Source organism: Mucilaginibacter sp., assembly GCF_025362475.1.
Taxonomy (GTDB): Bacteria; Bacteroidota; Bacteroidia; order Sphingobacteriales; family Sphingobacteriaceae; genus Mucilaginibacter.
Window position 1 is genome coordinate 116,930 of sequence record NZ_JANYGH010000007.1, and the last position, 21,171, is coordinate 138,100.

Below are 21,171 nucleotides of genomic sequence, written 5' to 3' on the forward strand. Positions count from 1 at the left end.
TTTTGTCTGGTCCTAAATTATTTATCATCCCAGTTCTTCGGCAGAATACCCGGTTGATATATTACAAATAGCGGAAAAGAGAAAATAATCCCATTCAAATATCTTCGGGCTGTTATTTGGTTTCTGTCCAGGGCAGGGATGAGGTTTTGCCGCTTAACAGATCGGCTTTACGGCGGGCTAATTCTTGCATATGTTCATCTGAAATGATGGGGGCATCATTATCCATGCTGAATCGATAATTTAAACTTTTAAGAAAAGCTAAAAGTACTTTCTTTTCCTGTTCGTTTTGAATCTCTATTTTTACTGTCTCCATGTTGCAAATTTAATCTTTATTTAATTAAAGTCCAATTAAGCAATAAGTTATGATCTCAAAAAATAAAGTGCTTTCTTGTCAGGAAAATTGCGGGTTAGCTTATAATATTATCATCTTTCACCTCTGGAAATATGATAAATAAGTGAAAAAATAATAATATCTTTCATCCACCTAATTATTATATGACAATTAAACAATTGATTGCATACAGCTGCTGTATGTTGTGCACCCTTGGCGCATTTGCATTTCAGGGAGATTCCCTGGTAAATATAACCTCATTAAAAAACGAGTACGAGTTTAAATGGAATAACCAAACGGCAAAGGTTGAGGTAAAGCAAAAGCTTAGCAACACCTATAGCAGTAATGCTTATAGTGTAAATTACACAGTATCTGAATTTTATAACAACAATATTAGTATTGATGCAGTATCGTGTAAGGTTGATGGTCATAATCAACGTGGGCTTAAACCTACTTACACCTATTACGGGCAGGATGATGTCTTTTATTCTGATGCCAGGGTTTGTTACTTTCCGCTTGTTTTGCCAAAAAAGGGAAGTACAGGTACGGTAACTTTTGAAGAAACGCTTAATGATCCCCGGTATTTTACCAATATTTATTTTTCTGATGCGGCCATTGTTCAGCAAGGCGAAGTAAGTATTAAAATTCCACGCTGGATGAAGGTGGATATTAAAGAACTTAATTTCAACTCCTTCAGCATAAAAAAAACAAGCGAGTATATTACTGCCGAAAATGCCGATCTGGTAACGTATACCTTCAGCAACATTCCCGCTATGAAGCGCGAAGACAATAGTCCCGGGCCAACCTATATATATCCACACCTGCTTATTTTATGTAAAACTGCTAATGCAGGCGGTAAACAGCTTACTTATTTTAATACTCTTGCAGATCAGTATGCCTGGTACCGCGAACTGGCCAAAAATGTTGTTGGGGATGAAGCCGTAATTAGCGCAAAAGCCAAAGAACTAACCGCCGGGCTTACCAATGATATGGACCGCATAAAGGCGCTATTTTACTATGTGCAGGACAATATAAGGTACATAGCTTTTGAAGATGGTATGGCCGGCTTTAAACCCGAAAAAGCAGATGAAGTGCTGCGCAAAAAATATGGAGATTGTAAGGGGATGGCAAACCTTACAAAGGCCCTGCTCGTATCGCAGGGTTTTGATGCCCGCCTTTGCTGGCTGGGCACCAGGCACATTGCCTATGATTACCAAACACCATCAATGGCGGTGGATAACCACATGATATGCGGCTTAAATTATAAAGGCAAAACCTATTACCTGGATGCTACGGAAACATACCTGGGTATTAACGAATACGCCGAGCGTATTCAGGGCAGGCAGGTTTTAATGGAAGAAGGCGATAAATTTATTTTAAGTAAAGTGCCTGTAGCAAAGGCATTGCAAAACAATGATCAGGAGGTAAGTAAACTGAGCATTATTAATAACGCGCTGGTTGGTAAGGTTAACAGGGTATGGAAAGGGGAGGATAAGGAAGGTATGCTAACTGGCTTAAACAGTATTAAGCACGAAAATGTTGATGAGGCTACCATGCGTTACCTTTCTGCTAATAATGCCGATTATTTAATAAGCAATTTGTTACTAAGCAGCACAAGCAACCCCGATAAAGATTTAACCGCGGCTTATGATGTTGAACGCAAAAGCGGGATATCAACCTTTAGCAAAGAATACTATATTGATTTGGATAGCCGTAAGGAGTTTGCAGAATCGGCTTTCAAGATTGCAGAAAGAAAGCATGACTATTGGTTTTCAAGTAAAAAAAATATAACTACCGAAATAGAACTGGCCATACCTGCCAATTATAAAGCTTCAAGCATCCCCGCCGATCTGAACATTGTTAAACCGGATTATGAGTTTCATATTAGTTACCTGAGCTTGCCGGGTAAACTGGTGTACAAGAAAGTGCTCATCATTAAGAATACTACACTTGCAAAGGCAAAATTTGTTCAATGGAACCAGGATATTGAACTGTTAAACAAAGCCTACAACGAAAATTTAATTATAAAACCTATATCACAATGAAGCAAACTTTACTCTTCTTATTTTTTTTAACATTAACCACTGCTGTATTTGCACAAAACGATAACGAAACCTATGCGCAAAAGGCAGCAGAAATTCAAAAGGAAGTTTGGGGTACAAAAGTGCCTGAGTTTTTAAACTCAACGGTACCTGCCAATTTAAGTAATGAAAGTGCAGTGGTTTTTGCACGTTCATACAGCATGCAGCGATCATTAAGCAGTAAGTTTAAATTTATGATCATTACGGCTACAAAAACTACGCGTGTAGCCAAGCTTGCCACCTTTCATGAAAAAGTTAAAATCAATGACAAATCCGCGTTAGAAAGTTTTTCTACCATATCTTACCAAAAAAGACTTGATGAAAGCGAAAGGATCCTGAGCGCCAAATTTGTGATGACACATGATACTTACATAGGTGCAAAAATTATTAAACCTAATGGGAAGGTAGTTATTGTTAATACCAGTGAGGAAGTGCTGATCAAAAATGAAAAGAACGATCAAAAAAGCAAGCTGGCTATATCCGATTTGCAGGTTGGCGATATATTGGACTATTACGTAAGCACAGTTGATATAAGCGATAAAGAAATGGGTGATAGTTTTGCCGCAAATGACGAGGTATTTGTGCTTGCCGGCGAATATCCAATACTTTATTATAGTCTTGATTTTCAGTATAGCAAAAAAGATATTGTAAAAAATATTAGCGCCAATGGGGCCCCTAAATTTGAACAAAGTACTAACGATGCAGGCGACCAGTTATTTAGCCTTAAAATGCGCAACCTGCCCAAATACCAAAGCGAATTATGGACATCAAAGTATCGCCAGTTTCCATATGTTGAAATAAGCGTATCTTATACCAGTGGCTTTAATCGGTTTCTTAGCGGTGGGCAACTGGGCGAAAGCAGTGCCGAGCGCCTTGAAGCAAATAAAACCTCATTTGAAAAAACTTTTAATGAAAGGGCACTTCCATTTTTTAACGAGCCGGTTGATCGCCTTAAAAAGTATTTCGATGGGAAAAAGAACATGAAAGCCGTTCCGCTTGATAGCTTAATGAAAGTGCTTTACAATATCAGGAAAGGCATGATTTTGGGCAGTTACGATAAGGATGATGTTGAAAAGATAGATGCGGTAAATTACAGGAGTGTAAAAACTAAATTTAACACGGCTTTAATGAGTATGGCGCTTAATGATATGAAAATTGATCATGATGTGCTGCTGGTATGTTCGCGTAATGCTAATACACTTGATAACATATTTACCTATGATGATTTTGATGCGTTTATACGTATCAATGATACCAAGCCGCTGTATATGTATTTTGATGATGCCACCACGCATTTTAACGAAATACCAGCCCGTTTCCAGGGAGAAAAAGCAATAGTGCTTACGCCAAAAAGGGAAAACGCTATCAGGTATTCATTTACCGAAGGCACTACGGTTTTACCGGTTTCTGTGGCGGCGGATAATTCCATCAAAGAGGATATTAAAGTTTCGCTTTTGCCGGGCAATATGCAAAGGCTTAAGCTGCAAAGGTTAGTTAAGCAAACCGGCGCGTTAAGGGTAGATGATCAGCGCAGTTTACTGCCGGTTATTGATATTGATAACAATATGATGGAGCTATCTAAAAGCGAACCGCTGGAAAAACGCCTGGCAGCTAATCCCGAAACGAAAAAAATGCGCGATGCCTTTGATTTCGCTTTTGCAGATGATCAGCAAAAGTCATTAAAAAAGTTCACAGCCGAAATAAAAGCGCAGTATGAGCAGGAGCCGCTACAGGTAACAGATTGTAAGATCATTAATGCGGCACTTGACAAAAGCAGCCCGGTTTTTGAGTTTAGCGAATCATTTGTGTTGGATAACCTGGTAAAAAAAGCCGGTAATAACTTTATTATTGATGCTGGCAAACTGGCCGGTACTTTTTATAAACTGCAGGAAAAAGATCGCAAGCGTACGCTTGATGTTTATATGCCCGAGGCCCGAAGCTTTAAATATTCAATTGCCATTACCGTTCCGCCGGGATATAACGCTAAGGGTATGGAGGAGCTGAATATTAAAAAAGAAAACAAAGCAGGTTCTTTTTCATCAGTGGCTGCAGTAAACGGCAATATTTTAAACATAACTGTAAACCGAGCCTATTACCATAATTTTGAAAAAGCTACCGATTGGCCGCTTCTTGTAGCTATGATAGACGCCGCATCAGGATTTGAGAGCCAAAAGATTTTGCTGGAAAAGAAGTAGGTGTTGACGTAGATTGCTTGGCGTCGAGTCGACTCAGCCCGACTTCGCTGCGCTTGTCGCCCTTCTCTCCACTTCGCGCATAGAGGGGGGTAAAATAAAATGTTTTACCCTCTTTCCACCGCAGGTGAAGAGAGGGTCGGCCAGCGTAGCGTAGCCGGGGTGAGTCGTTTGCCAGCGTTCAATGCTAATGTTTGGGTAAAAAGAAACAAGTCAATAACGATTACTTTTTCACTTTTAAATAACCTCCCGAAAATCTGTATGCCAATTTGTGATTTTCCTTCTTTCCCACTTTCGGACTAATAACTACATTTGCATACTATGACAGCTACCGAAATACGCCAGGCTTTTCTTGATTTTTTTGTTTCTAAGGGACACGTGATTGTTCCTTCTGCGCCAATTGTAATAAAAAACGATCCAACCCTGATGTTCACCAACGCGGGGATGAACCAGTTTAAAGATATATTTTTGGGCGAAGCACCTGCAAAAGCATCGCGCGTTGCTGATACCCAACGCTGCCTGCGCGTAAGCGGCAAGCATAACGATCTGGAAGAGGTGGGTATTGATACCTATCACCATACCATGTTCGAGATGCTGGGCAACTGGAGCTTTGGCGATTATTTTAAGAAAGAAGCCATTGCCTGGAGCTGGGAGCTGCTTACCGAAGTTTATAAATTACCTAAAGACCGCCTGTATGTTACCTACTTTGAGGGTGATGAAAAGGAAGGCCTTGAAAAAGATACCGATACTTACAACCTGTGGAAAGCACTGGTTGCCGAAGACCATATCCTGCCCGGAAACAAGAAAGACAACTTTTGGGAAATGGGCGAAACTGGTCCCTGCGGACCATGTTCTGAAATTCATTACGATAGCCGGGAAGAAGGTGAAAGGTTAAAGGTGAAAGGCGAAAGTCTTGTAAATGCTGATCACGACCAGGTGATAGAGATCTGGAACAACGTGTTTATGCAGTTCAACCGTTTAAAAGGTGGCGCTTTACAGTCACTGCCTGCCAAACATGTGGATACAGGTATGGGTTTTGAGCGTTTGGTGCGTGTACTGCAGGGCAAAACTTCAAATTATGATAGCGATGTTTTTCAGCCAATGATCCAGTTCATTGCTGAAAAAAGCGGTAAGAAATATAACAGTGCAGCCAAACCTGGTGATGCCGATTGGAACGAAGCCGTTGCTATGCGTGTATTAGCCGACCATATCCGCGCCATCAGTTTCGCCATTGCCGATGGGCAGTTGCCGGCAAGCAATAAAGCAGGTTATGTTATCCGCCGTATTTTACGCCGGGCTGTACGTTACAGCTATCAAACCTTAGGTTTTAAAGAACCTTTCTTTAACCAGTTGGTGCCATTGCTGGCAGATCAGTTTAAAGGAGTATTTGATAATTTGTATAACCAAAAGGATTTTGTGCAGAAGGTGATTTTGGAAGAAGAGGTTTCTTTCCTGAGAACTTTGGGAAGGGGTATAAGTTTATTTGAAAATTTCATTGAAAAACAATGGGCAGATTTGAATAGTGGAAAGTCAATTACCGAACCACCTTATACTACAGTCAACGAAATTTCAGGAGCTTTCGCCTTTGAACTTTACGATACTTTTGGTTTTCCAATTGATCTGACGGAGTTAATGGCTCTCGAAAAGTCTTTTGTAGTTGACATGGAGGGATTCAATAAAGCACTTCAAGAACAAAAAACTCGTTCCCGCGCAGCATCGATAGTCGATACTGAAGATTGGATCACCCTAAGAGAAGATGAAGGCTCCATCTTCACCGGCTATGACGAAACCGAAACCATTGCCCACGTCGTAAAATACCGCAAGGTAACGGCCAAAGGCAAAGAGCAATTCCAGATTGTTTTGGATAAAACGCCTTTTTATGCAGAAAGCGGTGGCCAGGTAGGAGACAGGGGCGAGCTTATTTTCCCGGATGGTACCATTGTTTTGGTAACGGATACTAAAAAAGAGAACGGCCTCACTGTTCATTATGTAGATCAATTGCCCGAGGATATTGAAGATGCCTTAACCGCTATTGTTGATCCTGGTTTGCGCGGCCAAACCAATGCTAATCACTCGGCTACGCATTTACTGCATGCCGCCATGAAACAGGTTTTGGGCAGCCACGTTAATCAAAAAGGCTCATTGGTTAATAGCGACTATTTAAGATTCGATTTTTCGCATTTTGCCAAAGTTACCGATGAGGAACTGGCGCAGATAGAAGCTATAGTTAACCAAAAGATACGCCAGAATATTCCGCTGAAAGAAGAACGCAGTGTATTATATGCCGAGGCTATTTCCAGTGGCGTTACCGCGCTATTTGGCGAAAAGTATGGCGAGTATGTCCGCGTAATTACTTTCGAAGATGAGTTTAGCAAGGAGCTTTGCGGCGGTACACATGTACAGGCCACCGGGCAAATCGGCTTCTTCAAAATTATTACCGAAAGTGCAGTAGCCGCTGGGGTTAGGCGTATTGAGGCTATTACCGGGGTAGGTGCCGAGGTGTATATCACCAACCAAAGCCGCATGTTTAATCAGTTAAAGGATCTGCTTAAAAACCCTAAAGATTTGCCTAAAAGCGTTGAAAGCCTGCTTGATGAAAATAGCAAGCTGAAAAAAGAGATTGAGAAATCAATCCTTGAAAAATCATCGGGCTTAAAAAATGAACTGGCTCAAAAAGTGGAAGCTTTAGATGGTATCAACTTCATTGCCCAAAAAGTAGCCCTGCCAAACGCCGAAGCGGTTAAAAACCTGGCTTACCAGTTAAAGGATATTGTACCCAACCTGTTCCTGGTGCTTGCCGCCGATTTTGATGGCAAACCAAGCTTAACCGTGATGATAGCCGAAAACCTGGTGAAGGAAAAAGGTTTGCATGCGGGTAACATCGTAAAAGAATTGGCTAAAGAAGTAAAAGGTGGCGGCGGTGGTCAGCCTTTTTTTGCCACAGCCGGCGGCAGCGATGTAAGTGGATTGGATAATGCTCTGGCAAAGGCTAAGAGTTTTGTGTAGGGTTGCTAAATAAAACCAACTCCCACGCGTCATCTCCCACACGTCATTGCGAGGTACGAAGCAATCTCTACATATGCAGGTCGAACTTACATAGTGCCCTTTGTAGAGTTTGGAGATTGCTTCGTTCCTTACAGCAATGACGTATTGGATTTTGAGGCGTGTGGGCCTGTCAGTCTGAGCCTGTCGAAGACTCGCACGCAGAGGCCTTTGCCCACATGCTTCGACAGGCTCAGCAAGACAGCCCTTTTTTGAGCGTCATTTTCTTTCGCGAAATTTCATCACTTATTAAAATTCTCCACCCTCCTTTACCCTATCAAACACATCTGCATTATATTTTTTGCATTTGTTTAAAAGCCAAACCTGTTTATAGTGTATTAACTTTTATATATTTGGAATTCAATCAGCACATCACAGCTGAATTTTATTTTTATGACAGTACTCACAAACGGGATAGGTGAAAAGTACGAATTGGTTGTTGGCCTTGAAGTACATGCCCAGTTATCTACTTTAAGTAAGGTGTTTTCGCCTGATTCTGCAGCTTTTGGTGCCGAACCTAATCACCACATTAGCGCCATTTCGCTTGGGCACCCAGGTACTTTGCCTTTTTTAAATAAAAGGGCTGTTGAGTACGCGGTTAAAATGGGCCTGGGCTGTAACTGTACCATCAACCTGAGTAATAATTTTGCCCGTAAAAATTATTTTTACGCCGATTTGCCTAAAGGTTACCAGATAACACAAGATCATGCTCCCATTTGCCTGGGCGGATATGTGCCGGTAAGACTGGCAGATGGCACCGAAAAAAGACTGGCTATTCACCACATCCACCTGGAAGAGGATGCCGGTAAAAGTATGCACGATCAGCATCATGCCGATTCACTGATAGATCTTAACCGCGCCGGTGTTCCATTAATTGAGATAGTAACCCAGCCGGATATGCGCAGTGCAGAAGAGGCAGGTCAGTTTTTAACCGAAACCCGTAAAATACTGCGTTACCTTGATATTTGTGATGGTAACATGGAAGAGGGCAGCATGCGTTGTGATGCCAATATTTCGGTAAGGCTTAAAGGCGCTACCGAGTACGGTAACCGCTGCGAGGTTAAAAACCTAAACTCTATCCGTAACGTACAGCGCGCTATTGAGCATGAGTTTGCCCGCCAGGTAGAGGTCATCGAAAATGGCGGTCACATAGATCAAAATACGCTAAATTTTAATGCCGATACCGGCGAAACATCAGTACTGCGATCAAAGGAAATGGCTAATGATTACCGCTATTTCCCGGAGCCAGACCTGATGCCGCTGATGCTGGATAAAGAGTATGTAGAAGAAATTCGTGCTGGCTTGCCCGAATTACCCAACCAGCTTTACCATAAATATGTAGAACAATTGGGGCTTTCTGCCTATGATGCATCTGTAATAACAGCTGACAGGGATGTAGCGCACTATTTTGAAGAACTGATAAAATTAACCGATCATTATAAAGCCGCTGCAAACTGGCTGATGGGCGCGGTAAAATCATACCTGAATGATCACGATGTGGCTATTGGTAACTTTGCTGTTACCCCGGCAAAACTGGCCGGTCTTATCAAACTAATTGACGCAGGGGTGATAAATAATTCTGTAGCTTCGCACAAATTATTCCCTGCTATGGTCAGAGAACCAGGCAAAAAGGCTGATGATCTGGCTAAAGAGCTTAACCTTTTAATTAGTGCGGATAACGACGATGTAAGCCAGTTTATAAAGGCGGCCATTGCCAAATTCCCCGATAAGGTAAAGGAATATCAAAAAGGAAAAAAAGGTGTTTTAGGGTTGTTTATGGGCGAGATCATGAAACTATCAAAAGGAAAGATCGATCCGCAGAAAACAAACCAATTATTGATCAAGGAATTAGAATCAAAGTAGAATGAAATTAAAGAGTTTGGCAGTTTACAGTTTGCTGCTTTTAACAGCGTTTATTTATTCATGTAAAGATAGTTCGCAGTTTACCATCAACGGTACCATTAAAAATCCGGGCAGTTTAAGGCTGGTTTATTTAATTGAGGCCGATAGCACCCAGATAAAAGTTGTTGACTCCACCACATTGGGCGAGAACGGCAAATTTCAGTTTAAACATGTTGCGCCTTATGCCAACTTGTACAAATTGCGCATTGGTAGCGCTGGCGGTGGCGAGCAATCTGCTGGGGCAAATAATGTATTTGACCTGATAGCGAAAAACGGCGATGACATTGAGTTTAGCACCGATAATAACGATAATACCCACACTTATATCATTAAAGGCTCTGATGACTCTGAAAAAATAAAGGAGTTTAACAAGATCAGCAATTTTTACGGCGAAAAAAATTCTAAACTGGTTGCCGAATACCAGGAGAAATCACAAAAGCTGGGCAAACAATCAGATTCATTGCTGAAGGTATACATGCCTACTTTTCAGAAAAACCTGGCCGATTACGGTGCTGCTGTTTTAAAATTTGTGAACGATAATAAAACATCACTGGCAGGTTTTTATGCGGCAACATCATTGGATGTATATAAATTTGAACCGCAGCTGGTAGCTTATTCTGATGATATCAAAGCGAATTTTAAGGATAATCCAGGTGTGCAAACTTTTGTAAGGCAGATGGAAAAGATTAAACCCGTTTCCATTGGTCACAAAGCACCAGATTTTACGGTTACCGGTATTGATGGCAAACCAATTAAACTGGCCGATTATAAAGGTAAATACGTAATGCTTGATTTTTGGGCTTCATGGTGTGCGCCTTGCAGGCAGGAAAACCCTAACGTGGTTAAGCAATACGCTGCTTTTAACTCAAAAGGCTTTAATATATTGGGCATATCGCTTGATAAGGATAAGGCTGCATGGCAAAAGGCAATTAACGATGATAAACTAACATGGGCACATGGATCTGATCTGAACAGTTTTGAAGGCCCTACCGAAACGCTTTACCATATAGAAGCCATTCCATCAAATTTCATCATCGATCCGCAGGGAAATATTGTTGCTAAAAATATTACAGGTGCCGATTTGGAGGCCTTTTTAAACAAAACGTTCAATAAGGTTCAATAAATCGTTAACATAAAGTAACCTTTAACAATTTGTTAATATTGTGGTAACTTTAAGCTTTTGTAAAGTGTATACTTTTATACAAAAAAATTAACGCATCATGAGCAGCTCTCCAAAACAGAAAATACTTATTGTTGATGATGAACCGGATATTTTAGAGTTGATTGAATACAACCTTAAAAAAGAAGGCTACCAGGTATTTTTGGCACGCAACGGCCAGGAAGCTGTAGCTGAAGCCAAGAAATCACTACCTGATCTTATTGTACTTGACATTATGATGCCTAAGATGGATGGCATCGAGGCTTGCCGCATTATGCGCACCATGCCTGAGTTTAAAAACACCTTTATGGTATTTTTAACCGCCCGCAGTGAAGAATATTCAGAAATTGCCGGCTTTAACGTAGGTGCTGATGATTATATAGCCAAGCCAATTAAGCCTCGTGCACTGGTAAGCCGTATAAACGCCATATTGCGCCGCAATGCACCTGCCGAAGAAGCACCTGATAACAAATTAGAAATTGGCGATTTAATAATCGACCGCGAAGCATACCTGGTTTACCAGAAAGGTGTTAAGGTGGTATTAGCCAAGAAAGAATTTGAATTGCTATACCTGCTGGCCTCAAAACCGGGTAAGGTGTACACCCGCGAAGTGATCCTTAAAAACATATGGGAAGACTCGGTAGTGGTAACCAACCGTACTATTGATGTGCACATCCGCAAACTGCGCGAAAAACTGGGCGACGATTGTGTAGCCACCGTAAAGGGTGTAGGATATAAGTTTGAAGCTTAATCACCAAATATCCCCAATAGGGAACTTTGATTAGTATATTTAAAGTAAAGCCCCGGTCTTTTAATACAAGATCGGGGCTTTGCTTTTGTGCTCGCTGAGGGGCAGAAGAGGAAGAGACTTATAGTAAAACTGAACTGGTCGGATAATCTGTGTTTTGATCAATGGGGGAAATAATTAAAACCAATTCCCCTGAAATTTGTAATCCAGTTAACAAATTTGCTCCCGATGAAAAAAACGATCTCCATCACTGCTATATGCATACTTTTACTCACGGTAGGCTTTGTTGCGGCAGGTAACCTTACCGGTAAATGGAAGGGGCCTGTAAAACTACCTGATGATGGTATTTTTCAATTGGTGTATAATTTAAAGGTAGATAGCGGCAAGGTTACGGGTACAGCGCTAACACCGGCTGGCGAGGTAGCTATTACCGATGGGATGATCAACGGTGATGATTTCTCTTTTAACGTACCTGTGCCAAATGGCAATGCGCCGCATACCGGCAAACTCTATGGCGACTCTATAAAAATGCATCTTGTTTACCAGGGGCAACACCTGGCTGCTACGCTTTTGCGTGTTAATTGATATTCACGAACTATGACTATCGCTCAATTTATTATATAACACAAAAGCCACCCCAATTAAGGATGGCTTTTGTGTTATTGGTGTTTTAAATGTGCCGATGCTTTTAATAATGCCGTGCTGTTACGTATACTTAACAACAGCGGCATTTTAATTATTAAAATACAGCAACAGCATTAAAACAATTAAGCTTGTTTAGCAAACTGAACGTTGATTAACAGTTTTATATCTTCGCCTACAACGATTGAACCGGCTTCGGTAACGCCGTCCCAGGTAAGACCAAATTCTTTACGGTTTATTTTACCGGTGATTTCGAAACCAGCTTTAGTGTTGCCATAAAAATCTGCTGCTGAACCGCCAAATTCAACATCAAGAGTTACTGGTTTGGTTACATCTTTAATAGTTAAATTACCTTTCAAAGCAAACTCTTCATCACCGGTTGAGGTAAATGAGGTAGATTTGAAGCTGATTTGCGGATATTTTTCAGCGTCAAAAAACTCGGCTGATTTTAAGTGCTCATCGCGTTGAGTTTGATTAGTGTCGATGCTGTTGATATCCAATGTGAAATCAATCTCGGCATTTTCAAAATTGTCGTTATCTGTGGTTAATTCACCGGCAAAGCTTTTGAAAAAGCCGCTCACGGTTGAAATAACCAAATGTTTTACTTTAAATTGTACTTCTGAATGCATTGGATCAATGATCCATTTTGTTGCTGTTTGTGTTGACATGATTTTTATTTTTTTTTGTTGATACAAAGATAATACAAAAATAGATGTTTAAACATCTATTTTACTTTAATTACAATTCGCAGACATAGAGTAAGAAGTTAAACCCTACAATTGCTTTATTGTTTAATTATAAATCTAATTTTATCAAAAATTAATATCCGGTTCATTTTAAATTAACAGCTCATGAGAAAGCTCTTTATAGCGTCGTTCATTATTATTTTTACAGTGCTCACTGCGTGGACAATTATGTGGAAACCAGCGGCTTGGTCGTTCATTATAATGGTACCAATATATGTGGTGGGTTTTTATGACCTGGCGCAAAAAAAACATAGCATAGTTCGTAATTTCCCGGTTTTTGGGCACCTGCGCTTTGTAATGGAAGATCTCAGGCCCAAAATATACCAGTACTTTATTGAGAGTGACACTAATGGAACTCCCTTTAATCGTCAAAACCGCACGGTAGTTTACCAGCGGGCAAAAATGGTTGATGATACCCGCCCCTTTGGTACCGAGCTTGATGTTTACGAAAGCGGTTACGAATGGCTTAACCACAGTATATCTGCTATTGATCATCATCAATTAAATATGGAGCCGAGGGTAAAAGTTGGCGGTCCGGATTGTAAGCAGCCTTATATGGCAAGTGTGTTTAATATATCGGCCATGAGTTTTGGCTCGTTGAGTGAGAATGCTATACTTGCCCTTAACGGTGGCGCCAAACTGGGCGGTTTTGCCCACAACACCGGCGAAGGCGGCCTAAGCGATCACCACCTTGAACCGGGCGGGGATATAATCTGGCAAATTGGTACAGGTTACTTTAGTTGCAGGCATAAGGATGGAACAATAGACTATGAAGCCTTTGCCGAGCGCGCTGCGTTGCCCCAGGTTAAGATGATCGAGATTAAACTATCGCAGGGAGCAAAGCCGGGGCATGGCGGTATTTTACCCGCTGCCAAGGTAACACCCGAGATAGCACGCATCAGGCTGGTGGAGATGGGGCAGGATGTAGTTTCGCCGCCATTTCATACCGCTTTCAGTAATCCAATGGAGCTTACCACGTTCATTAAAAAGCTGCGCGAGCTTTCGGGCGGTAAACCTATTGGCTTTAAATTATGCGTAGGGCATAAGAGCGAATTTTTAGCTATTTGCAAAGCCATGGTTAAAACGCAGATCTATCCTGATTTTATAACTGTGGATGGGGGTGAGGGCGGCACAGGTGCTGCTCCGCTGGAGTTCTCAAACTCGGTAGGTATGCCGCTGCGCGAGGCCCTGGCGTTTGTTTACGATGCCTTAACCGGCTTTAATATTAAAAGATATATCAAGGTTATAGCATCTGGCAAGGTAGCCACCGGTTTCGACCTGGTAAAGAATTTTGCTTTGGGCGCTGATATGTGTAACAGTGCCCGTGGAATGATGTTTGCCCTGGGCTGTATACAGGCCCTCGAGTGTAATATGAATACCTGCCCAACTGGCGTAGCCACCCAGGATAAAAACCTGATGCGAGGCCTGGTGGTTGGCGATAAAAAAGTACGTGTGGCCAACTTTCATAAAGCCACAGTGGGCAGTGCTATTCAGATGATTGGGGCCGCTGGGTTAGTTAAACCCTGCGATCTGCACCGTATGTTCATCTATCGCCGCATTAACCACAGTCAGATCCTGACCTACGGCGAGCTGTTTCCATATATGCCTAAAGGGAGTCTGCTCAACACCCCATACCCATCAACCTTTGAGCTGGATATGGCCCTGAGCAGTGAAAATACCTTCGTGCCAGATTATACGGTGGTTACTAATGTGGATTATAGTAATGTGAGTTCGTATATGAGTTGAGCTTTCACCCACCCGTCATTGCGAGGCACGAAGCAATCCCCAATTAAGCAGAGCCGCTAAACTATGTCATTGAGGAGAAACGACTTGGCAATCGCGAACAATACACGGTGGGCAAGGCTTTCGTATTCCAACGGTATGTAGTTGTAACTAATACCATCGTCCCGCTCATGGCCGCGGGGGGCCTAGTTACTTTTCCTTGATGAAAAGTAACCAAAAATCAAGTCAGCAGAAAGGCTTCTTTGCCGCACAGGCCTCCGCCCCGCAAAACAGACAGAACCTGGGCTGGAATTATTTTGCCCTTACCCTCGCCGCCCTACGCATGCAAAAACTTCCTATGCCCTGCAGCCGCACAGTCCACCATCGTTCTGCCCGTTTTCGCCCGAAGCTGATCTGCTGACACTTTTGGGGGAAAGCGAAAGCACTTCGGTTATTATATTTGTTTTCACAAATTGTCATCTCGATAGAGCCGGGGAGGAATGTGCGGGAGCGCGAAAGAGAGATCTTATGCAACATACAAGTTGCCGCCTTTTTTAGCGCAGGTCTTGTGTTAGTAAGACCTGCTTTTATTAATTTATTAGCCGATATTTGCTTTAGATGGAGAAGCTAAGAAATTTTTATGCCCTGTTTTGGATTTTGGGTTTAGCCCTGTTGATTTACGCCTTCTTTAGGATTAAGCAGGAGATTTTTCGGCATAAAAAACCAGCCACAGAGATTAAGAAAGTCTCTATTCGATAATACTATAAACCGGCACTTTCGCGTTATCCCGCTTAATTATTTCCCGGGCTTCAAGGTCTAACTTTACGGTTTCGCCATACCAATGGGCATTGCCAGAGAAGGTGGTATGCACTTCATTGTGAAGGGCCTGCATCAGCTGGGTGTGGGTAAGGCTTTGGTGTTGCAAAATTTGTATGATGGCGGCCTTTATTATTTCATATTTTTCGACCGAAATAATTTTGTTTTGTTTATCGTTATCGGGATGCAGGGTTTGAATTTTGGCTTCTTTCATGTTAATCGGTCGAAAAAGTCGATGGCTATTTATATCAATAGGTTGCGCCTTTGGATATGTTTTTTATGAATGGGCTTTGTAGATGAATAAAATTAAGGATTTAATTTTTGCAATAAGGGAAATTATCTTTTCATTCCCATAATTGGAGTATGTTAACCTAATTCTTCAATTTGGCGTATTAGCCTTTCTCCCCAAAATGGAATAGGAGTATAGTAATTGATGCAATCTTCGAGCGTATTAAGATTTTCTAAGGCTGGCAAAATATGCTGTTCAAAATCCAATTGAAATTCATCTGTGAATTTTGCTAATTCAGTGCCTGCTTGAATAATATAGCCTGTTTTGTCTTTATAGTTATGTGTATGGCGGTCATCCGGCAGATAGCCGTTCTCCCGAATTAGGATATTCAAATCATTATATGATGGCTTTGAATGATCTTTAGTACTTGCTTTTAAAGCTATGCCTATATTAAAACAAAAACTTGCTTGCTCTTTCGTATTCCATGAAAAGTTTTGAAGATTTATAATGATATAGAAATCGTCACGATCTTTCCACCAAGTGTTACCGCTTGTCAAATAGCCGTATTGTTTTAATGCAGGCTTTAAATAAGTTTTAATAAAAGCTGTTTGCTTTTCTTTTGCATTCATAATGCCGTATATATTAAACGCAGTAATATATGTCCCCAAAACAAGAAAGGGGCACGGGGCCCCTTTCTCAATATGTTTATATTAGCAATTACAAAGCCAATACTTCTTTTACTCTTTCAGCAGCTTCTTTTAACAAAATAGCTGAGTATACTTTTAAACCTGAGTTATCAATCAGTTCTTTTGCTTCAACAGCGTTGGTGCCTTGTAAGCGAACGATGATTGGAACCGGGATATTACCGATTTCGTTATAGGCGTCAATTACACCTTGTGCAACACGGTCGCAACGAACGATACCACCAAAGATGTTGATCAGGATAGCCTTTACATTAGGGTCGCTCAGGATGATGTTAAAGCCTGCTTTAACAGTTTCGGCATTGGCAGTACCACCAACGTCAAGGAAGTTAGCAGGTTCGCCACCAGCAATTTTAATAATATCCATAGTTGCCATAGCTAAACCAGCGCCGTTAACCATACAGCCTACGTTACCGTCAAGCTTTACATAGTTAAGGTTTGATTTGCTTGCTTCAACTTCTGTAGGATCTTCCTCGTCAGTATCGCGCATAGCTGCGTAATCCGGGTGACGGTATAACGCGTTATCATCGATATTAACCTTGGCATCAACAGCTAAAATTTTGTTATCAGATGTTTTTAATACCGGGTTAATTTCAAATTGCGAAGAATCTGTAGCTTCATAAGCTTTGTACAAGGCAGCTATGAATTTGGTCATATCTTTAAAAGCTTCGCCTGATAAGCCTAAGTTGAAAGCTATTTTACGGGTTTGGAAACCTTGTAAACCAACTTTAGGATCAATTTCTTCTTTAAATATCAGTTCGGGAGTTGAGTGTGCAACTTCCTCAATATCCATACCGCCTTCGGTACTGTACATGATAATGTTGCGGCCTTTAGCACGATCAAGCAACACGCTCATGTAAAACTCTTTAGTTTCGCTTTCGCCTGGGTAATAAACATCCTGGGCTACTAAAACTTTCTTAACTTTTTTACCTTCGGGGCCTGTTTGCGGGGTAACTAACTGCATGCCAATAATGTTGCCTGCAATTTCTTTAACCTGGTCAATGTTTTTAGCCAGCTTTACGCCGCCACCCTTACCACGACCACCGGCGTGGATCTGTGCCTTTATTACTACCCAGCTTGAGCCCAGGTCTTCTTTCAATTTTTGGGCAGCCTCTGCAGCCTGCTCAACAGTATCGGCAACAATGCCTTCCTGAACTCTAACGCCAAAGCTCTTTAATATGGCTTTGCCCTGATATTCGTGAATATTCATGTTTTTTGAAGAATTTGCGGTAAATCTACAATTTTTGTTCAAAGGTTTGGGGCCTTTGTACACTTTATTTGCCCTATGTTTATTTAATAACAATGGTTTTACATTTGGGAGTAGTGAGTGGTGAGTAGTTGATTAGGTGAATGGTTGATTGAGGATATTGAATTGATTAGGCTGCTTCGCTCAATCATACTACGTTAAATCAGATCGTCTTTACATCACCACTCACCTAATCAACCCAATCAACCATTCACCACTTACAACCACTCACCAAAAAATATTAACTTTACGCCATGCTTAAAGCCAAATCCATCTATAAATCATACGGGCAGCTTCAAATATTAAAGAGCGTTGATCTTGAAGTTAAGCGTGGTGAAATTGTAACTATTGTTGGTGCATCCGGTGCGGGTAAAAGTTCGTTGCTAAATATTTTGGGTACGTTGGATAGGCCGGATTCCGGTCAGTTGTATATCAACGATATAGAGCTCAGCAAGCTTAGTAATAAAAACCTGAGCGATTTCCGGAATCGTAAAATTGGCTTTATTTTTCAGTTTCACCATTTACTGGCCGAGTTTACCGCTCTTGAAAATGTATGCATCCCTGCCTTTATTGCGGGCGTATCAAAATCTGACGCCGAAAAGAGATCGGCCGAACTGCTTGATTTGCTTGGATTAAAAGATAGAATGAGCCATAAGCCCAATGAGCTATCGGGTGGCGAGCAGCAAAGGGTTGCCGTAGCGCGTGCGCTGATCAATAAGCCCGCGTTGATTTTTGCCGATGAACCATCCGGTAACCTCGACTCGGTGAACGCGCTGGAGTTGCATGAACTTTTCATTAAGTTGCGTAAAGAATTTAACCAAACCTTTGTAATAGTTACACATAATGAAGATCTTGCCAACCTATCAGACCGTACGGTGATGATGAAGGATGGTTTAATTATACAATAAGTTTATTTATAAATTGAAGATATTAATAACAGCTGCTAATTCTGCACCGGCCTACAGGCTAAAAAACAAACTGAACGGCGATAACGTGATCATGGGTGATCATCTTGATCTGCCGGATTTTATGCTGAAACCGGGGCAGCTTATCCGCTTGCCCGATCCTCAGTCATCCAGTTATACGCATGAAATGTTAACTTTATGCCTTGATCTGGGTGTTGAGCTTGTTTACCTTTTTCGCGAAAGAGAGATGGAGTTGCTGCAACAGTCAGCCATATTATTTAATGAGTATAACATAACAATCCTTGCCGGGGACAATGAAATATAAAGATATTGATAAACGCAAAACCGCGTTCATTCTGGAGCTTGATGATGTTTTATTTCCAGCTAAAGATTATATATACCAGGTTTATTACCTTTTTGCCAACATGCTGGAGTATGTTGAGCTGGTTGATGCCGGCAAAACAACCAAACTGATGACTGATACGTATGTACAGGAAGGAGCGGAGGCTGTTTTTGATAAAGTTGCCCTTGAGTTTCCTGTTGCTGCCAGATACAGGGAGAATTTTGACAACCTTATGGTGACTGCCAAGCTCCCTCTTAAATTGCTTTTGTACCAGAATATGCTTACCTTCCTACAGGAAATTGTGGTTGATCGTAAAAAACTTTTCATTGTTACAAATGGCAATGTACCACTACAGGTAAATAAAATTAAACAGGTAGAATGGCATAAACTGGAGCCTTACCTAACCTGTTATTTTGCCGAAGAAACGGCGCCTAAGCCAGAACCCGATGCGATACACTTATTAATGCAGGATCATAACTTGCAACGCAGAGACATCCTGATGATAGGAAATTCTGAAGCCGATAGTTTATGCGCGGAGACTGTTGGTGTAGATTACCTGGGTGTTGAGGAATTTTTATAACGCTTGTTGTAACATACTTATTTTTATTACGTTAACACTTTTATAATTCATAGTACATGAAAAAAATATTTTACTTCACATTAGTTCTGGCAACCGGTTTACTTTCGGCCTGTAAAAAAGATAAGCCGGCTGGAAATACGGATGGGGGAGTACTTACCGGACCAACAAAAACCGGATCGACGCTCGACCTGATCAAGGATTCGGTATACCTGTATGCTAAAGAAACTTATTTGTGGTATGATGCCATACCTGACTATAAAACTTTTCAGCCCCGTAGCATCACCGGATCAGATGATATAACCGCGCTGACAAACGAAGTTGACCAAATATCACAGTTTAAAATCAACCCATCTACTAACCAGCCGTATGAATATTATGCGCCAGACCCGGGTTCGGCTAAGTATTCCTTTATAGATGATGGATCGGTATCTACCGAATTAGGTGGTACAAACGGCGATTTCGGTTTATCGGTACTATACCAGGAAACAACAGATCTGCGTATAAAATATGTTTACGCAGGTTCGCCTGCCGATAAGGCCGGTATTAAAAGAGGTTACCAGGTAGTAAAACTTAATGGCCGCACAACATTGGATTATGACAACGGAACCAACGTAAACTTTGTAGTGAATGGTGTTTATGGTAACAATCCTATTACTATGACGCTTAAAAAACCAGATGGCACAACGGTTGACGTTTCTTTGGCTGTAGCTACTTACACCATTAACCCGGTTTTAACTTATAAGGTTTTTACCCAAGGTGATAAAAAAGTGGGTTATGTGGTTTTCAATACATTTACTTCGCCTGAGAATGCTGGCCCTCAATTGTTAAAAGCATTTAATGCCTTTACAGCGGCTAATGTTACCGAGCTGGTTGTGGATTTGCGGTATAATGGCGGCGGTTATGTATCAACTGCCGAATACCTGGATAACCTGATTGTACCATCGGCAAAAAACGGCTCACAGATGTATACTTATTATTATAACGATAAACTGCAGGCTGATAATCATCCTTTGCTGAGTGCGATATATAATATTAAGAAAGGAGATTTTTTACCTACTAATCCTGATAACCGGATTCTTTTTACCAAAAATGGCTCGCTCAACATTAGCCGGGTGTTTTTTATTATAACAGGCTCCACAGCCTCGGCAAGTGAGTTAACTATTAACAACCTGCGCCCCGAAATGGACGTGAAGTTTATAGGCCGTACAAGCTATGGCAAACCTGTAGGCTTTTTTGCTATCGACATCAATAAATACCAATTGTATGTACCCCAGTTTGAAACCAAGAATTCAGCTAATCAAGGAGGCTATTATTCCGGGATGACACCTGGTTCGGCAGATTATCCGGGTAAACTTGATTATGATGATGTTACTAAGGACTTTGGCGATAGTACGGAAGTATTGCTGCAACACGCGTTGAATTATATCAGTACGGGCGTTTATGACGTAAGCGGGCCAAAAGTTCAGAGTTTGTCAAAAAGCAAATCGATGTCTGACCAACAGGTTACCAATATGACTCTTAAACTGGATGAACGTAAGTTTAAAGGCATGGTAGGTAAAAAGGAACTTCGCCATAAATAAAATATAGGCTGTTGAAAAAAACGCGTCATTGCTTCGTTCCGGTCGATGACGTGTTTCAAAAAAAGCTTTTTGTCATCCTGAACGCAGTGCACTGTTGTCCGGTAAACGAATTTTTTGAAAAAAAGTAAGGGGTAGCTAAAAGCCACCCCTTTTGTGTTGATATTAGAGTTACCACACTTTAATAACCAACATGAGCAAAAGTACTT

17 protein-coding genes are annotated in these 21,171 nt (G+C 41.3%); 12 read left to right on the forward strand and 5 right to left on the reverse strand.

Annotated elements, in window-relative coordinates:
* Nucleotides 1-112: 112 nt before the first annotated feature.
* Complete coding sequence (locus Q0R88_RS03695) at nucleotides 113-313, reverse strand: addiction module protein (protein ID WP_295712419.1); 201 nt, start codon at nucleotides 311-313, stop codon at nucleotides 113-115.
* 182 nt (nucleotides 314-495) lie between these two features.
* Here Q0R88_RS03695 and Q0R88_RS03700 point away from each other — a divergent pair, with 182 nt between their 5' ends.
* The 7 genes from Q0R88_RS03700 to Q0R88_RS03730 all read left to right on the forward strand — a co-directional run bounded on the left by Q0R88_RS03700 (nucleotide 496) and on the right by Q0R88_RS03730 (nucleotide 12,040).
* Nucleotides 496-2,376: a transglutaminase-like domain-containing protein gene (locus tag Q0R88_RS03700; RefSeq protein ID WP_295712421.1), complete on the forward strand. Its 1,881-nt coding sequence runs from the start codon at nucleotides 496-498 to the stop codon at nucleotides 2,374-2,376.
* Complete coding sequence (locus Q0R88_RS03705; RefSeq protein WP_295712423.1) at nucleotides 2,373-4,607, forward strand: hypothetical protein; 2,235 nt, start codon at nucleotides 2,373-2,375, stop codon at nucleotides 4,605-4,607. The genes Q0R88_RS03700 and Q0R88_RS03705 overlap by 4 nt, the downstream gene beginning before the upstream one ends.
* Before the next feature lie 318 nt (nucleotides 4,608-4,925).
* Nucleotides 4,926-7,610 (forward strand): alanine--tRNA ligase, encoded by a 2,685-nt coding sequence (gene alaS / locus Q0R88_RS03710; protein WP_295712425.1) that lies wholly within the window; start codon nucleotides 4,926-4,928, stop codon nucleotides 7,608-7,610.
* Between the two features lie 429 nt (nucleotides 7,611-8,039).
* Nucleotides 8,040-9,509, forward strand: coding sequence for an Asp-tRNA(Asn)/Glu-tRNA(Gln) amidotransferase subunit GatB (gatB, locus tag Q0R88_RS03715; protein ID WP_295712427.1), 1,470 nt, complete (start codon nucleotides 8,040-8,042; stop codon nucleotides 9,507-9,509).
* Between the two features lies 1 nt (nucleotide 9,510).
* Nucleotides 9,511-10,671, forward strand: a complete 1,161-nt coding sequence (locus tag Q0R88_RS03720) for a redoxin domain-containing protein (RefSeq protein ID WP_295712430.1) — start codon at nucleotides 9,511-9,513, stop codon at nucleotides 10,669-10,671.
* Between the two features lie 97 nt (nucleotides 10,672-10,768).
* On the forward strand, nucleotides 10,769-11,458 hold the full coding sequence (locus Q0R88_RS03725; RefSeq protein ID WP_295712432.1) for a response regulator transcription factor: 690 nt from the start codon (nucleotides 10,769-10,771) through the stop codon (nucleotides 11,456-11,458).
* A gap of 225 nt (nucleotides 11,459-11,683) precedes the next feature.
* On the forward strand, nucleotides 11,684-12,040 hold the full coding sequence (locus tag Q0R88_RS03730) for a hypothetical protein (RefSeq protein WP_295712435.1): 357 nt from the start codon (nucleotides 11,684-11,686) through the stop codon (nucleotides 12,038-12,040).
* A 182-nt stretch (nucleotides 12,041-12,222) separates the two neighbouring features.
* On the opposite strand, the gene Q0R88_RS03735 is transcribed toward Q0R88_RS03730, so the two are convergent.
* Nucleotides 12,223-12,765 (reverse strand): YceI family protein, encoded by a 543-nt coding sequence (locus tag Q0R88_RS03735; RefSeq protein ID WP_295712437.1) that lies wholly within the window; start codon nucleotides 12,763-12,765, stop codon nucleotides 12,223-12,225.
* Between the two features lie 183 nt (nucleotides 12,766-12,948).
* Here Q0R88_RS03735 and Q0R88_RS03740 point away from each other — a divergent pair, with 183 nt between their 5' ends.
* A complete protein-coding gene (locus Q0R88_RS03740; RefSeq protein ID WP_295712441.1) occupies nucleotides 12,949-14,589 on the forward strand; it encodes an FMN-binding glutamate synthase family protein in 1,641 nt (546 codons plus the stop codon).
* Nucleotides 14,590-15,313: 724 nt separating this feature from the next.
* On the opposite strand, the gene Q0R88_RS03745 is transcribed toward Q0R88_RS03740, so the two are convergent.
* The 3 genes from Q0R88_RS03745 to sucC all read right to left on the reverse strand — a co-directional run bounded on the left by Q0R88_RS03745 (nucleotide 15,314) and on the right by sucC (nucleotide 17,563).
* Nucleotides 15,314-15,595 (reverse strand): hypothetical protein, encoded by a 282-nt coding sequence (locus Q0R88_RS03745; protein ID WP_295712444.1) that lies wholly within the window; start codon nucleotides 15,593-15,595, stop codon nucleotides 15,314-15,316.
* A gap of 152 nt (nucleotides 15,596-15,747) precedes the next feature.
* Nucleotides 15,748-16,239, reverse strand: a complete 492-nt coding sequence (locus Q0R88_RS03750) for a DUF4304 domain-containing protein (RefSeq protein ID WP_295712446.1) — start codon at nucleotides 16,237-16,239, stop codon at nucleotides 15,748-15,750.
* A gap of 88 nt (nucleotides 16,240-16,327) precedes the next feature.
* Nucleotides 16,328-17,563, reverse strand: a complete 1,236-nt coding sequence (sucC, locus tag Q0R88_RS03755) for an ADP-forming succinate--CoA ligase subunit beta (RefSeq protein WP_295712449.1) — start codon at nucleotides 17,561-17,563, stop codon at nucleotides 16,328-16,330.
* Between the two features lie 248 nt (nucleotides 17,564-17,811).
* Between sucC and Q0R88_RS03760 the strand changes: the two genes are divergently transcribed.
* The 4 genes from Q0R88_RS03760 to Q0R88_RS03775 are packed head-to-tail and all read left to right on the forward strand — an operon-like array spanning nucleotide 17,812 to nucleotide 20,965.
* Nucleotides 17,812-18,465, forward strand: coding sequence for an ABC transporter ATP-binding protein (locus Q0R88_RS03760; protein WP_295712451.1), 654 nt, complete (start codon nucleotides 17,812-17,814; stop codon nucleotides 18,463-18,465).
* A 13-nt stretch (nucleotides 18,466-18,478) separates the two neighbouring features.
* On the forward strand, nucleotides 18,479-18,787 hold the full coding sequence (locus Q0R88_RS03765) for a hypothetical protein (protein WP_295712454.1): 309 nt from the start codon (nucleotides 18,479-18,481) through the stop codon (nucleotides 18,785-18,787).
* The gene (locus Q0R88_RS03770; RefSeq protein WP_295712457.1) at nucleotides 18,777-19,385 is read left to right on the forward strand and encodes an HAD hydrolase-like protein; all 609 of its coding nucleotides are present in this window, start codon (nucleotides 18,777-18,779) and stop codon (nucleotides 19,383-19,385) included. The genes Q0R88_RS03765 and Q0R88_RS03770 overlap by 11 nt, the downstream gene beginning before the upstream one ends.
* A gap of 56 nt (nucleotides 19,386-19,441) precedes the next feature.
* Complete coding sequence (locus tag Q0R88_RS03775) at nucleotides 19,442-20,965, forward strand: S41 family peptidase (protein ID WP_295712460.1); 1,524 nt, start codon at nucleotides 19,442-19,444, stop codon at nucleotides 20,963-20,965.
* Nucleotides 20,966-21,171: the final 206 nt, after the last annotated feature.